This is a genomic window from Variovorax sp. OV700 (genome assembly GCF_900099805.1).
Taxonomy (GTDB): domain Bacteria; phylum Pseudomonadota; class Gammaproteobacteria; order Burkholderiales; family Burkholderiaceae_C; genus Variovorax.
The window spans coordinates 108,746-124,001 of record NZ_FNDR01000010.1 but is presented as its reverse complement, the minus strand read 5'-3'; the positions used below and the strand labels follow the sequence as shown (position 1 = coordinate 124,001).

Below are 15,256 nucleotides of genomic sequence, written 5' to 3'. Positions count from 1 at the left end.
CAGCCCGATGGGGCTAGGAACGAATGGCCCAGAACGCGAGGTCGAGGCCGGGAAAGTCGCCCGCGATGTGCATCGCGATGCCGCCCGATTGCTCCAGCTGGCGCCAGAGGTCGCTGTTGCGCGTTTCGAGCTCGAAGTAATTGGCGCCTGTATGGAAGGGGATCTGGCGCGGTGCCACCGGCATGGGCGTGAGCGTGACGCCCGGGAGCGCCAGGTTGACCAGGTCGCGGATGCGCTCGACCGGCCCGATCTTCACCTGCGTGGGGAAGCGCGCGCGCAGGGCTTCGCTCGGCATGTTGGCATTCACCGCGAGCACGAAGGTCGCCTTGCGCTGCAGCTCCACGTCGGTGACCATCGCCACGCGCACGCCGTGCTTGCGGTCGTGCAGGTCGATCCGGATGGCCGACTGCTCCAGCACCATCGAGAGGCTGCGCCGCAGGTCGTCCATCAGCGGACGAAAGCTCAGCGCCAGGTCGTCATGGATGTAGGGGCCGAAGCGCGTGACGCGGCGCGAATCGCGAAAGCTTGCAAGGTCGCCGGCGAGCCCGAGCGCATGCTCGAAGAAATGCTGCGGGTGCAGCATGGCGCTCTTGGCCAGGTGCGCAAAGATGGCTTCGTTGCGATTGACCGTTTGCAGCAGCATGAAGTCCGCGATCTCGGCCACACCGCCGGTGCCGCCCTGCGTCATGCGGCCGGCCAGCGCCTCGCCGCGCTGGCGCATGAGGCCCAGCAGTTCGTCGAGCCAGGCGCGGATCACGGCATGGCCCGCCACGTCGAGCAGCGGCGGCAGCATGGCGCGGTCGAGCTGCACCTGGTTGTCGACCCGACGCTCGAGCACGCGGGCCACGCCCAGGGTGGTCCAGGCGTCGGTCGCTTCGCTGGCGCGCATCAGGCGCGTATGAAGCTGGCCCAGCTGCAGCATGGCGGTGCGCTCGCCGGCGGTGTTGGAGTCGGGCACTTCAGACTCGAGCACGCGGTGGCGCACCAGCTCTTCGTACTCCTCGGCATCGGCCTCGCGGGCACCGGCGCGGCGCAGCGGCAGAGCCAACATTACAGCCTCGTCGCGCATGGTGGGCGGAATGTCGATGGGCTCGGGCAGCGGATCGACCGCCGGCATGTCGAACACCGTGCCGTCGCCGAAGATGCCCACCGCGCGCACCAGCGCGAGCTTGCCCAGCGTGAGCGCGGCCTGATCGATCTCGATCTCCGCGAAGCCCCACGCGTAGGGCGTGGTGGAACGCAACAGCACATGCCGCGCATGGTCGCCATGACGCTCGCTCTGCTGCAGGTGCTGGGGCTGCAGCAGCATCCCCTCGCTCCAGACCACTTTTGTTCGCCAACTCATCCGCACTCCGTCAAAGGCAAGGGCTGCCCGAAAGAAGCACGGAGTTTCCGGCGCAGAGGGCCGGCGGCAAATCCGCCTAACGGCCTAGGCGGAGGGATTTGGAGCTACGGCGAAGGGACTAGATGCGAGGCCTCGCGCGCCTGCTCAGCGCGTGGCGCCGGCCGCCGCACGCAATCTCTCGACCTGTTCCTTGTAAGCCTGCTCGATGCGTCGCAGGCGCTGCTCGCGCGCGGCCTCGTTGACCCAGGCGGCGGCCATGGCGCGCTGTTTGCCGAGCTGGTATTCGAGCATGGCCTCGGGCAGCAGGGCGCTGTCGTCGGCCGGGGCGTAGCCGTAGGCCGCGCGCAGCGTCTTCAGCACCTCGCGCTCGGCGTCTCCGCGCGGGCCCTTGCCCTGGCCATAGCCGACCAGGAAGGCTTGCAGCCGGGCCTGAAACTCGGGCGGATAGGCGCGCCGCACCACCATCTGCGCACCGGGCGGCGGCTCGGACTCCCAGACGATGTGAAGCCGCGCGGCCTCGACCGGGAACTGCTCCCTGAAGCGCTCGAAGTCGGTGGTGTTGTTGGTGGCCACGTCGGCGTCGCCGTTGGCCACGGCGAGCGCGGTGGCCTGGTGGTTGCCGACCACCTCGCCACGGAAACGCGTCTCCAGCTCGATGTTGCGCGGCAGGAAGAGCTGGCTCTGCGGAATGAGGAAGCCCGTCACCGAGCGGCTGTCGCCACGCGCGAGCCGCCAGCGCTCGGGTTCGGCCAGCACGGCTTCCAGGGTGTTGGGCACGCCGGTCTTGCGCGTCAGCAGCACCGCGCGGTGCATCGGCATGCCGGGGCGGCGCGCGATCTGGGCCACCACCTTCATGCGCTGCTGCATCACGGCGTCGAGCGCCATCTTGGCCGACAGAAAAGCCATGTCGATCTCGTCGCGCTTGATGGCGCGGTCGAGCTCTTCATAAGACGCCACCGAATAAGCGCTCACGGGCACGCCGATGGCCTGGCTCAAGTCGGACAGCAGCGGCATCCACAAGGCGCGCGATTCGACCGTGCCGCCCAGCGGCAGCACGCCGAAGCGGATCGACGCGACCGGCGCCGCCTTGTGAGCGCCGCCCACTGCGCCGCCCTGCGCCAGAGAAGCGGTGGCCGCGGCGGCCAGCACCAGCGCCACCGCAAACAGGCGGACGACGCGCGAAAACGCCATGGGCAACATCAGGGCGACAGATCCCGCAAGACGGTGACCTGCTCCGCGTAGCTGGTTTCGATGCGCTGCAGCCGCGCCTGGCGCGCCGCGTCGTTGACCCACTGCGCCGTCATGGCGTTTTGCCTGGCCAGCTGGTAGGCGAGCTTGGCGGCGGGCTGTAGCGAGCTGTTGTCCGCGGCCACGAAGCCGGCAAGGTCGTGCAACGACTTGAGCACCAGGCGCTCGCCGTCGCCGCGCGGGCCCTTGGCACGCCCATAGCCGACCAGGAAGGTCTGCACCCGGCTGCGCAGCTCGGGCGAATATTCGCGCCGCACGACGATCTGCGCATGCGGAATGAGCTCGGACTCCCACAGCACCTGCAGCCGCTGGGCCTCGGCCGGAAAGCGCAGCTTGAAGCGCTCGAAATCGGCCGTGTTGTTGGTGGCCACGTCGGCTTCGCTGTTGGCCACGGCCAGCGCCGTCGTCTGGTGGGTGCCCACGATCTCGCTCAGGAAGCGCGTCTCCATCGCGATGTGATTGGGCAGGAAGAACTGCAGCTGAGGCACGATGAAGCCCGACACCGACTGCCGTTCCCCGCGCGCGAGGCGCCAGCGTTCCGGCTCTGCGAGCAGGCTCTTCTTGGTGTTGAACGGCGGCGTCTTGCGGGTCAGCAGCAACGCGCGGTAGCCGGGCAGCCCGTCGTGCCGCACCACCTGCGCCACGACCTTCATGCGGCGCTGGGTGACGGCGTCCAGCGCCATCTTCCCGGACAGGAACGCCATGTCGACCTCGTCGCGCTGAATGGCCTGCTCGAGCGCTTCGTACGAGTTGACCGACAGCACGCTTACGGGCCGTGCAATGGCGCGGCTCAGCTCGGCCAGGAGGGGATCCCAGTCGCTGCGCGACTCGAAGGCGCCGCCGAGCGGCAGGATGCCGAAGCGCACCGGCGCATCAAGCTGCGGCGCGGGTTGGGCCGCCGCCATCAGGGGCAGCACGGCGAGCAGCGTCAGCAGGCCAGCGCCTCGGCGCACAACGGCAGCGGCACGCCAGAATCGCGCGCAACGGCGGGAGGCGCGAAACGCGTCAGGAGCGCCGGAAGCCTTCCGGACGCTGCGTAAGGAGGCCTGCATTTTTTGACACGGAGACATGGGGCCGCTGCGGACCAGCGGGTCTAACATCGGTGAAGCGACGCAATTAGATACCAAGTACGGGTTATTTTCGTGATGTTTTTCCCATATTTCGCTTGCGCGGCCAGCCCCTTAAGCTTGACAGCCATGCCTCTGATGCCCCCATGAACTGGAACTTCCACGTCCTGCGAGGGCTCGCCCGCCTCACGTTCGCGCAGCAGCTGATCCTGCTCGCGCTGGTGCCTGCCACCGCGGCCACGCTGGCGGCCATTGCCGTTCTGACGCGCCAGCACCTGGACAACCTGACCGAGCTGATGCGCGCCAATGCCCAGACGGTGGCGCTGCAGGTCGCCACGGCAGCGCAGGCCCCGCTGGTGCGCATGGACCGCCGCATCCTGCAGCGCACGGCCCAATCGGGTACCTACCAGCCGCACGTGCAGCAGGTGCAGATCTGGTCGGACGACGGTGAGATCGTGGCCAACTCCGAAACGGTCGACCGGGTTCGCGGCGAAGGCCTGCAGGTGGTGGTGCCGATCGTGAGCGAAGAGGGCAAGCAAAGCGGCAAGGTGATGGTCGAGATGAGCCTGGACGCCGTGCAGCACGCACGGCGCTCGGTGTGGCTCAACGTGGTGCTGGTGCTGGCCATCAGCCTGGTGGGCGTGGGGCTGGCGGGCTGGTGGGCGGCACGGCGTATCAGCGAGCCGATCCGCGCGCTGGGCAAGGCCGTCGATCGACTGGGCGCGGGCGAGGCCGCGAGCGTGGCCATCGAGGGCACCTCCGAAGTACGGCATCTGCAGCATGGCTTCAACCAGGCGGCGCGCGCGCTGGCCGAAAGCCACCGGCTGCTGCAAAGCCGCATCAGCGAGGCCACCGCCGAACTGGCGCGCAAGAACCAGCAGCTCGAAGTCGCGAGCCAGGCCAAGACCCGCCTCCTGGCCGCGGCCAGCCACGACCTGCGCCAGCCGCTGCACGCGCTCACGCTGTTCTCCGACGGACTGGCCAACGGCGAGACCGATCCGGTGCGCCTGCAGCGCATCGGCCACATCCGCGAATGCGTGGATTCGCTCGACCGGCTGTTCTCGGAACTGCTCAACCTCTCGCAGCTGGATGCCGGGGTGCTGCAGCCGCAGTGGGCCGACTTTCCGCTGGACCAGCTGTTCGACGAGATCAGCCGCAACTTCCGCCCCGTGGCCGAGCAGCAGGGGTTGCGGCTGGTAGCGCGCAAGACCGACCTCTGGGTACGCTGCGACTACGTGATGCTCTCGCGCATCCTCAACAACCTGGTGTCGAACTCGCTGCGCCACACCATCGAGGGCGGCGTGCTGATCGGCGCCCGGCGGCGCGGCCGGGGCGTTCGCATCGACGTGGTCGACACCGGCGTGGGCATCGCAGTGCAGCACCAGGCGCGGGTGTTCGAAGAGTTCTACCAGGTGGAAGGCACAGGCCGCCAGGCGGCCCGCGGGCAGCGCGGCATGGGCCTGGGTCTGGCCACGGTGCAGCGGCTGGCCGACCTGCTCAACACCCGCGTGGAGCTGACCTCCCGGCCGCACAAGGGCACCTGCGTGCGCGTGCTGGTGCGTTCGGCCCCGGCCGCGCTGCCGGCGCTCGATGCCGCGCCCACCGTCGGCGCCATCGAGGAGGAGGCCAGCCTCGAGCAGCTGCGCATCCTGGTGATCGACGACGAGCGCACGATCCTGGAAGGCCTTACCGTGGTCCTGACCAACTGGGGCGCCGAGGTCATGGCGGCGCAGACGCGCGCCGAGGCCCTCGCGTTGGCCGATGAATGGGACCAGCCGCCCGACGTGGTGGTGAGCGACCTGCTGCTGCAAGGCGGCGACAACGGGCTGGACGTGATCGCCGCGCTCGAGCGCCATCCGCGCGGCATCGGCCCCGGAACGGCACGGCTGCTGGTCACGGGCGAGACCAAGCCCGACCGGCTGCGCGAAGTGGCGAGCGCCGGAATCACGGTGCTCTACAAGCCGGTTTCGCCGCGCGTGCTGCGCCAGGCGATCCAGGCGCAACGTGCGGCTGCATTGCTGAACGCCGACGCCTGAGGCCCGTTCGCGGCGCCCTAGTCCGTCGGACATAGGCCAAGCAGCTGCCGCATTGTGAACTTCGTCACGCTGGCATGCGGTGGCGGGTGCCGACATAAGCCCTCCGCCTTATCGCGCGAAGCAGGGGGCTTCCGTACATTGGGTCCTACTGCCCTTGCTGCGGAAGCAGTCCATGTTTGTCGCCGTGAACCCATTCATCTCGCTTTTCCGGAAACGGCTGCGCTGCGGCGCCCTCGCCGCGCTGGCCATGGGCCTGGCGCTGCTCGGCGCCCACGCCCCGGCTGCCGCTCTCACGGTACTGATGGGCGACGAGGTCGCGGCGCACTCGGAGTTCGTTCAGTATCTTCGCGCGGGCCAGGAGGCCGGGTCCCGCTTCGACCTGGTGCGGCTTTCGCCGGGCGGCGGGGACACGCCGCAAGCCACGGAGACGGCCAGCACCGAACCCGAGCGCAGCGCCAGTGTCAACGCCGGGGTGCGCACGCGCAGCCTGCGCGCTCTGGCGTCGGACGCCAACCTCACGATGGCGGTCGGCATGCCGGCCGCGCGCGCCGCGCTCGAACGGCCGGGCCAGCAGCCGCTGGTGCTTGCCATGCTGAGCCGGCTCGACTACGAGAACCTGCGCGCCACCAGCCCCGCGCTGCGACGTGGCGACCGGCGCGTGGGCGTGCTGCTGCGCGACCCGGCCATGGCCGACCAGCTCGCGTTGGTGGGCGCGGTGCTGCCGCAGAAGCAGCGCATCGGCGTGGTCGCCACGCCCGAATCGGAGCCGCTGGTGCGCGAGCTGCAGCGCGCCGCGCAGGGCGGCAGCCCGCCGTGGGACGTGCAGGTCGAATACGCACCCGACGCCAGGTCGCTGGCCGCATCGCTGCGTGCGGTGGTGCCACGCAGCGATGCGCTGATGGTGCTGCCCGACCTGATCGGCGACAGCCAGGCCGCCACGCTCTCGGTGCTGCGCGCGGGCGCGGAGGCGGGCCTGCCGGTGTTCGGCGCCAGCGAAGGGCTGGTGCGCTCGGGCGGGCTTGCCGCGGCGGTGTCGACGCCCGCGCAGCTGGCGCAGCAGGCCCGGCTGCTCGGGCAGAAGCTCGCAAGCAGCAGCGGCGGCGGCGCAAGTCCGCTGGTGGAGTCGGCCACGCCCGCCGCCGTGCGCATCAACACCACCGTGGCGCGCGGACTCGGACTGCGCTTGCCGGAGGAGCGGGAACTGGCCGAGCGGCTCACCGTCACGCGATGAGCGACAAGCTGCCGCCCGAAGGCACGCGCGCCGACATCACCTCGCCGCCGCCCCAGCCCGCGCCCAAGCTGATGGTGCGCGGCAACCTGCAGCGCGACCTGTTCCGGCTCGGCGTGGTGCCGTGCGCCGCGGTGGCGCTCGCGCTCACCGGCTGGTTCACCCACAGCCGCCTGCAAACGCTCGAGGCGGCCTTCGACGCCGAAGGCCAGGCCGTGGCGCGCCAGGTGGCGGCCATGTCCGACCTGAGCCTCTATGCAGGCGACCTGCCGGCGCTGCAGAACGTGGCCAACGCCGCGCTGCGCGGCGGGCAGGTGATGCGGGTCGAGATCAGCAACAGCGCCGGTGTCTTCGTGACGGCCGGGCCCAAGGCGTCGTCGCTCGCGCAGTTGCGCATGTTCACCTCGCCCGTGACGCTGCGCGAAGCCTCGCGCGCCAGCGCCTTCGCGCCCGCGGGCTCCACCGCGGCGGGCGAAACGCCCATCGGCCTGGTGCAGACCTTTCGCGACACGACCGCCTATGCGCGCGAGCGCAGCCGCTCGCTCATGGCGGGCATCGGCATTGCGCTGGTCGCCCTGCTCGCGGCCTGGGCCTCAGTGCGCCACATGGCGCGCACCGTGGCACGGCCGCTGCGCCGCGTGTCGCGCACGGTGGCCGCACTGGAGGCCGGGCATTTCGAGGCACGCTGCGACGTGGTCGAGGGCGATTCGCACCACGCGCCGCCCGCAGCCGGCAGGGGCGACTCGCACGAACTCGCGGTGCTCGCGCGCGACATCGACCGGCTGGCCGAGCGGCTGCAGAGCAACCGCCGCATCAGCGAGGAGCGCGTGCGCGAAGCCACGGCCGTGGCGCTGCAGCGCATGGCGGAGGCCGAGCAGGCGGCACTGTCGCGTGCTCGGTTCCTGGCCGCGGCCAGCCACGATCTGCGCCAGCCGCTGCATGCCATGGGCCTTTTCATCGATGGCCTGCTGCCGGGCGCCAGCCCCGCGCAGCGCCCCGCCGTGCTGCGCCTGCAGGAGAGCACCGAGTTCATGGGCGTGCTGCTCGACGACCTGTTGGAGATCTCGCGCCTTGATGCCCAGGTGCTGACCCCCACGATCACCAAGGTGCCGCTGGCCGCGCTGTTCGACCAGCTCGACGCGCAGCATGCGGCCACCGCGTCGGAAACCCGCGTGCGGCTGCGCTGGAGCGACCACGGCCTTGCGGTGCGCAGCGATGCGGCGCTGCTGCAGCGCATCGTCGGCAACCTGGTGGCCAATGCGCTGCGCCATGCCCCTTCGGGCGGCACCGTGCTGGTGGCCGCGCGACGCAGCCGCAAGGACGGCGACAACGTCCGCATCGAGGTGCGCGACAACGGCGTGGGCATTGCGCCCATCCACCAGGGCCGGATCTTCGAGGAGTTCTACCAGGTGGCCAACACCGAGCGTGACCGGCGCCGCGGCTTCGGGCTGGGCCTGGCCATCTGCGCGCGCATTGCCGCGCTGCTTGGCACCCGCATCACGGTTCGATCGGCCCTGCAAGCGGGCAGCACCTTTGCGCTCACCGTGCCCGCCGCCCGTGCCGACGAGGCCACGACGCCCGAGCCCGCGCCCGTGGCGCTCACGCCCCTGGCGGGCCTGCACTGCATGGTGATCGACGATGACCCGGTCATCCTCGATGGCAGCCGTGCCCTGCTGGAGCAATGGGGCTGCGAGGTCGAGTGCGTGTCCACGGGCGCCGAGGCCATCGCGCGGCTGGGCACGGGCGACCTGCATTTCGATGCCGTGCTGTGCGACTTGCAACTGGCCGGCGACGACGACGGCATGGACGTGATCACCGCCGCCAAGCGGCTGCAGCCGGATGCGCTCGCGGTGCTCGTCTCCGGCGCCACCGGCCCCGAGGTGCTGCAGCGCCTGCGCCATGGCGGCGTGACGCTGTTGACGAAGCCGGTCGCACCGGCCAAGCTGCGCGCACTGCTCACCACGCGGCGGCATGCGGCCGCACCGGCCTGAATGCCGCACCTACCGGATCATCACCGCCGATGCTCGACCTTGCCGCACTGAAAGACATCCGGCCCTTCGTCGCCACGCCGAGCTACAGCGGCGCGCTGGCCTCGATCTACGTGCGCAGCCTGCTCGGCCTCGTGAACCTCGCCTGGACCCACGGCTTTTCGATGCAGACTCGCTTCCTCGATGGCGACAGCCTGATTCCGCGCGCACGCAACCGGCTGGTCGCCGAGTTCATGGCCGACACGCGCTGGACGCATCTGTTCTGGATCGATGCGGACATCGGCTTTGAGCCCGATGCCGCGCTGCGGCTGTTGCTGTCAGGCCGCGACGTGGTGGCCGGTGTCTATCCGCTCAAGGAAGACGGCTGGCCCGCCGGCGGCCTGCGCGAGGCGTTGCCCGCGGGCAGCACGCGTGCCGACTTCGAGGCGCGGCACGCGCGCTTTCCGGCCAACGCATGGACCGGCGCGCGCGCAATCGATGACGACGGTTTCGTCGAGGTGCTCGATGCGCCCACTGGATTCATGCTGATCGCGCGCTCGGTGTTCGAGCGCCTGGCCGAAGCCCGGCCCGACCTGCGCTACACGCCCGAGCCGTCGCGCGATGCCGCGGCGCAGGCGTGGCCGCACTACCGCTTCTTCGACCTGCTGGCCGAGCCCGGCAATGGCCGCTACCTGAGCGAGGACTATGCGTTCTGCCGTCGCTGGCAGGCGCTGGGCGGCAAGGTCCACATCGATGCGCAGTCCGATCTGGCGCACCAGGGCCTGCGCACCTACACGGGCCGCTTCGGCGCCGCGGGCTAGCCCCTAGAAATCGGCACAGCCGTTGCGCTTCTCGGAGTCGACGCAACTCGTGAGATTGGGCCGCGAGCGCACGCGCGACCATTCACGCGCCAGCACGTCGTTGCCCTGCGAGACGCGGTCGCCTTCCAGCGGGCCCGTCGCGAAGCAGATCGGCGGCGGACCCATGTTGCGGTCGTACAGCCAGGTGGTCGGCAGTTCGCGGATCACGTCGACCTGCGGAATCTGCGGAAAGCCACCGACCGTGAGCGTCCCCGGCACCACGTTCACCAGATAGCCCTCGGCCGAGGTGAAGCTGCCGTTGATCGCATACGCGCCAGGCGGGCTCGACCGCGTGGCCGTGGTCCCCACTGCACCGTTGAAGCCGGCGCCGCGGTCGCCGAGGATCAGGCCCGTGATGCTCCAGGTGAAGAGCGGATTGTTCAGGCCGGCCTGCCGGGACGCATTGCCGATCACGACGGTCGCGGTCGGCCGCTGCGCATAGATGAAGTGGTTGTCGCCCGGCGACACGGTCACGCCGCACAGGCCCAGGTAGGCGCAGTTGTAGAGATTCGGCAGCAGGCCCGAGCCGGCGATGCCGCCACGCGTTTCGCCAATCCAGGTGTCGGCCCACACGCGCCAGGTTGCGCCGCCCAGGCTGGCACCGCCCACGTTCTGGAAGCGCGCCGCAGCAACCAGGTCGGTGCCGGAAGTGCTGCTCACCGCCGTGCCGAGTTGCAGGTCGCCGCTCAGCGTGCGCACGAACACCGTGTCCGCGGCCATCGAGCCGGCCGACACCACTTGCGGCGCGTTGCCAGCGGCGTCGTAGCCGATGACCGACACGGGGCCGATGCGCAGCTCGTCCACATCCTGGTAGCGGAACGCGCCTGCCGCCCCGCCGCCCAGCGTGTTCGCGCTCACGTTGTTGGCCGCCCGGTCGAGCAGCACGCTGCCGCCGGTCGAAAGGGCCAGCAGCGTGCCGGCCGTGATCGGCGCGGCCGCGGTCTGCGTGATGTTGCCGGCCGACACCAGGCCCACGCGCGGCGCCGTGATGGGGGCCTGCAGGGCAATGTTGCCGCCGCCCCCGTTCTGCAGCGTGAGACCGGAGGCCAGGGCGAGCGGCCCGACGACGTTGATGTCCGCCGCATGCGCATTGCTGCCGGCCACGACGGCGTTACCGGCCGAGATGCGGGAGAACTCGTCGGCAGAGACGGCGAAGCCCGTGTTGGCCGTGCCGCCGAGCGTGATCGGCGTCGCAACCTGGTCGAAGGCCGTGCCGTCGGCAGCCACGCCGCCGGGACGAAGGTTGACGACGTTGCCCGCACTCACGGCGCCGTCGATGACCAGCGCATCGGTGCTGCCGGCGTTGCTTGCGCGCAGCACGACATTGCCGCCGGCCGAAGAAACGGAAACGCCCGCGAGCACCGTTGGGAACACGCCCGGCACGGGCGCCACGGGTCCGAGCCGCACGCCGGCGCCGCCGCCCTCCGCCTGGCCCGTGATCTCGATGCTGCCGCTGCCGGTCGTGGCGATCCGCGAACCGTTGCGCAGCAGCACCCCGTCGCCCCCCGTGCCTGGATCGCCTGCAGTGGCTTGGCGCAGGCCGCGCACCGCGATGTTGCCGTCGACCGAGCGCAGCACCGAATCGTTCAGCACCACGCCATGGCCCGGGTTCTCGCTGCTGTTGCCTGTGAAGTTGCCGATGCCGCGCAGCGTGATGTTGCCGCTCGTGGTCGAGATGTCGGTCTGCCGGTTCGGCGAACCGGTGACCGAGAAGCGTGAGGCGAGCCGCACGCCACTGGTGTTGGCGCCGATGCCGGTGATGTCGACGTTGCCGGTCGAGGTGGCGATCTGCACGCCGCTGATGTTGACCGCCGCGTCCGTGAAGCCGCCGCCCGAGGGCCCGCTGGTATTGCCGAAGATCGTCACGGAGCCGCCCGCGCCGGCATCGGTGCGGCCGACGCGCGTGTCGATGACGTTGCCGTTGAGGCTCACGCTCGGGCCCGACCCCGCGGCCGACCAGGCGCCGTTCATCACGACATTGCCGCCGTTGGTGTAGATGTCGCCGCTGTAGCTCACCTGTCCGCCGCCGGTCGCGGCGCCGGCGCCGTTGACGTCGGTGTTGAACACCACATCGAGCGGCCCGCCGGCGCCTGAGGACTCGATCACCACGTTGGCGTCGCCGCGCACGCTGCGGTGAGCATCGAGCTGGAAGGTCAACGGACCGTTCGCGGTGTTGTAGTTGATGCGCACGCCGTTGAACATCCGGATGTCGCCATCCGTCGGCGAACCCGCGCCCGCGGCGCCGGTCGTGATGCGCACGCTAGTGCCGCCGTTGAGGGCCGCGTTGATGTCGCCGTCCTGGATCGTGCTGGCCGCGAGCGGATCGAAAGGGTTGGCCGGCAACGTGCCGGCTGCGGCGCCGGGGACGATGTCGACATTGAAGGGGTCGATCAGCCAGGTGCCCGCGGTGCCAGCAGGCGCGGCGGCGTCCACACGCAGCCCGTCGATGCTGAAGCCGCCGCCGAGCCCATCGTCGGGCGCGGCGAAACCACCGGATGTTTCGATGAAGCCGCCGTTGCCGCCGCTCGCGCCGCCGCGGGCCGAGATGCTGCCGTAGGCCCGCAGGGTGCGCTCGGCCAGCACGCGAACGTCACCGCCGTTGCCCGATGCAACGGCGTCCGCGCGCAGGATCGTGCCGGCGCCGAGCGCGATGGCGCCGGTGTCGCCGATTTCGGTCACCGCGTTCGCATAAAGGCGAATGCGCCCGCCGCCCGCGCTGCCGCTCGCGTCGATAACGCCGCGGTCGTCGGAACCAGGCGGCGGCGGCGGTGGAACGGACGAAAGCGGGGGTACGAAGGGCACGAGCCCGATCACGCGGCCCTGGATGTCGATCGAGCCTCCGGTGAGGCCGGCGCCGTTGCCGGCCGCGGACACCAGGCCGCCGGTCATTTGCACGCCCTCGGGCGAAAGGCCGCTGTCGAGGATGATCTCGCCGTTGCGCGAGGCCATCGAGTCGGCCCGCAACACGCCGCGTGAATTGACCACGCCGTTCGACACTTCGAAGCCGCTCGTCGCAATCAGCGCCACCCGCCCGCCGTTGGCCTGCATCGTGCCGCTGTTCAACACGCTGCTGTAGAGACCGGGCGTCACCCTGAGTGTGGTGAGCCCGTCACCCGCGAAGTCGATCGTGACGGTCTCGCCCGAGGCCATCGCGGCCGTGCCGCCGTTCGCAACGATGCTGCCGCGGTTGGCCACCATCGGGCCGATCAACGCGGCGGTGCCGCCGTTGCCGACCACGATGCTGCCGTCGTTCTCCACCGAACCGAAGGCGCCGCTCGGCCGCACGAACTCGAGCCGGGTCGCCCCGGCCATGAATGCCTCGTCGCTCGTGGACATGTTCAGCGCCGAAGCGACCAGCCCGCCGACACTGACCGACGAGCCCGCCGAGAACGTCACTCCCGCCGGGTTGACCAGGAAGACGCGGCCGTTTGCGTTGAGCGATCCGGCAATGGTCGAGGCCTCTCCGCCGATCACGCGGTTCAGCAGCACGCTGCTGGCGCTCGGCTGCGCAACGTTGACCGTCGCGCCCGTCGAAATGGAGAAGGTGTTCCATTGCGCGATGGCGCGGGCCGTCGTCTGGTTGATGTTCATCGTCGCGGCGTTCGGCGTCGCGGCGGTCACGCCTCCGGCAATGGCGGAGAACCCCGTGGGCAGGGTTTGGGCCAGCGCGGGCGCCAGGCCCAGGCACACCAGCGCGAGCGCGACCGGGCGCAGCCGCAGGCGCGGCTGGAATCGTGGGGAACGGTTGTGCATTGCCATGTCAGAACACCTTTTGCGCCTGCACGTACAAACGCGGGTTGCGGCCGCCGCCATCGGTCTGCGCCGGCCGGGTGCCGTCGCGCCAGGCGATCGTCGCGTTGATCGCAAAGTTGCCGGGCCGGGCCCACGAAATGCCGATGCCGAAGCCGCGCAGGCTGTGGCGGTTGGGGCCGGTGTCGAATGGGGAGGGATCGCGCACGATCTTTCCGCGCGCGGCGTCGTAGAACACGAAGGGCGTGAGCTCCGAGTTGACGGACCAGCGCCATTCGACGGTGCCGATCGCGCCTTCGTCCACCAGCAGTTCGCCCGACGGGTAGGCACGCACCGCGCGCGCACCACCGAGCGAGAGCTTCTCGGAGGCATCGAGGTTCTTGCTGGCCCGCTGGCCGCCGATCGCCACATAGAGCGAATGGTTCGGCACGATGGCCTGCAGCCGCGAGAGCTGGAAAGTCAGCTTGGTGTAGCCGCCCTCGGTGTGATGGCCCGCAACGCTCTGGTCGAACGTGCGGCTCTGCTCATCGCGGATCGACAGGTCGCCGTGGTAGAGCGTGCCCGAGCTGGCCCAGTAGCCGCCGCCGAACACCTCGTCCCGCCGCTCCCAGGCCCAGCCGAGGCCAAAGCCGTGCACGCGCTTCTTCGATATGACATCGACCGCATTCATCTCGTCGGTCAGATTCTTCACGTCGGCACTCAGGCGCAGGAACAGGTTCTGCTGGCGCTGGCGGATGAGCGGGTAGTTGAGCGAGAAATCGAGCACGTCGGCCTTGCCCTGCGCCCCGAGCTCTGCGAACTCGCCGCCAAGCTCGTAGTTGACGCGCGCGAGCCCGAGGCCGGCGCGCAAGCCGCTGGTGCCGACGGGTGCCTCGTAGGCCACGCGGCCGAACTGCAGCGCGTTGTTGTTGGACACCATCGCACGCACGTCGAGGTTGTCGCCGATGCCGAAGGGACTGAGCCAGCGCGCAGTGCCGCCGACGCGAAAACGGCCCGATTCCTTTGTGCCGTGGTTGTCGGCTTCGGCCGTGAAGGCCCAGCGCGGCGCCGCGACGACTTCGACCGAAAGATCGGTGGTGCCAGGCTGCGTGCCTTCCTGCAGCCCCGATGAAACCTTGACGCCGGGCTGGTCCGACAGCAGCAACATCGAGCGTTCGTAAGCCTGTGCGTTCACGGCCTCGCCGGGCTGAAGCGGCGCAAGGAAACCGCGCACGCGCGCCTCGCTGAGGGGTGCATCAGGCGCGACATTGACGTCGACCTTGCCCAGGCGGCCTTCGATGACGCTGATCTCGACGATGCCGTCGCGCACGGTCTGCACCGGCACCACGGCTTGCGCAAGAAAGTAGCCGCGCTCCTTGTAACGCGCGGTGATGGCCTGCGCCAGGCTTTCGAGATCGCCGAGCGTGACGGTGCGGCCGATGTAGGGCGCGGTGATCGACTGCAGTTCCTCGTTGGTCAGCGCCTTCGCGCCGTTGAGGCGCAGGTCATTGAGCTTGAACGAAGCAGCGGGCGGCGGCGGTGGCACGGGCAGGCTTTGCGGCGCGACGGTGCCGGTGGCTTGGGCGACAGGCCGGTCGCAGGTGCCGCAGGGGTCTTTGGTGGGCAGCAGCGTCGTGGTGTCGGCCTCGGCCGCGTGCGTTCGCTGGGCTGCTACCAGCAGCGTAGCCGCCATCAATGCGGAGACAGCAAGAGCAATTGGCGTCGAGCGTTGACAAGCGCGCATCTCGGTGCTCCACCATGGATTGATTGATTTCC

The 15,256-nt window shown here is 70.1% G+C and carries 9 protein-coding genes; 4 read left to right on the top strand and 5 right to left on the bottom strand.

Annotated elements, in window-relative coordinates; all coding sequences use genetic code 11:
* Window positions 1-13: 13 nt before the first annotated feature.
* The 3 genes from tssK to phnD (BLR24_RS22135) form a co-directional block, all read right to left on the bottom strand.
* A complete protein-coding gene (tssK, locus tag BLR24_RS22145; RefSeq protein WP_093020858.1) occupies window positions 14-1,345 on the bottom strand; it encodes a type VI secretion system baseplate subunit TssK in 1,332 nt (443 codons plus the stop codon).
* A 144-nt stretch (window positions 1,346-1,489) separates the two neighbouring features.
* On the bottom strand, window positions 1,490-2,542 hold the full coding sequence (phnD, locus tag BLR24_RS22140) for a phosphate/phosphite/phosphonate ABC transporter substrate-binding protein (RefSeq protein WP_093021071.1): 1,053 nt from the start codon (window positions 2,540-2,542) through the stop codon (window positions 1,490-1,492).
* Between the two features lie 2 nt (window positions 2,543-2,544).
* Window positions 2,545-3,546, bottom strand: a complete 1,002-nt coding sequence (gene phnD / locus BLR24_RS22135; protein ID WP_093020856.1) for a phosphate/phosphite/phosphonate ABC transporter substrate-binding protein — start codon at window positions 3,544-3,546, stop codon at window positions 2,545-2,547.
* A 260-nt stretch (window positions 3,547-3,806) separates the two neighbouring features.
* Here phnD (BLR24_RS22135) and BLR24_RS22130 point away from each other — a divergent pair, with 260 nt between their 5' ends.
* From BLR24_RS22130 to BLR24_RS22115, 4 genes are all read left to right on the top strand, one after another.
* Entirely contained in the window at window positions 3,807-5,696 is a 1,890-nt protein-coding gene (locus BLR24_RS22130) for an ATP-binding response regulator (RefSeq protein ID WP_093020854.1), read from the top strand.
* Window positions 5,697-5,868: 172 nt separating this feature from the next.
* The gene (locus BLR24_RS22125) at window positions 5,869-6,927 is read left to right on the top strand and encodes an ABC transporter substrate-binding protein (protein WP_175543326.1); all 1,059 of its coding nucleotides are present in this window, start codon (window positions 5,869-5,871) and stop codon (window positions 6,925-6,927) included.
* Window positions 6,924-8,915, top strand: coding sequence for a hybrid sensor histidine kinase/response regulator (locus tag BLR24_RS22120; RefSeq protein ID WP_093020852.1), 1,992 nt, complete (start codon window positions 6,924-6,926; stop codon window positions 8,913-8,915). The genes BLR24_RS22125 and BLR24_RS22120 overlap by 4 nt, the downstream gene beginning before the upstream one ends.
* 29 nt (window positions 8,916-8,944) lie before the next feature.
* The gene (locus tag BLR24_RS22115; RefSeq protein ID WP_093020850.1) at window positions 8,945-9,712 is read left to right on the top strand and encodes a hypothetical protein; all 768 of its coding nucleotides are present in this window, start codon (window positions 8,945-8,947) and stop codon (window positions 9,710-9,712) included.
* A 3-nt stretch (window positions 9,713-9,715) separates the two neighbouring features.
* On the opposite strand, the gene BLR24_RS22110 is transcribed toward BLR24_RS22115, so the two are convergent.
* Together BLR24_RS22110 and BLR24_RS22105 are read right to left on the bottom strand one after the other, a co-directional pair.
* A complete protein-coding gene (locus BLR24_RS22110; protein ID WP_093020848.1) occupies window positions 9,716-13,510 on the bottom strand; it encodes a beta strand repeat-containing protein in 3,795 nt (1,264 codons plus the stop codon).
* Window position 13,511: 1 nt separating this feature from the next.
* Window positions 13,512-15,173, bottom strand: coding sequence for a ShlB/FhaC/HecB family hemolysin secretion/activation protein (locus tag BLR24_RS22105; RefSeq protein WP_254787505.1), 1,662 nt, complete (start codon window positions 15,171-15,173; stop codon window positions 13,512-13,514).
* Window positions 15,174-15,256: the final 83 nt, after the last annotated feature.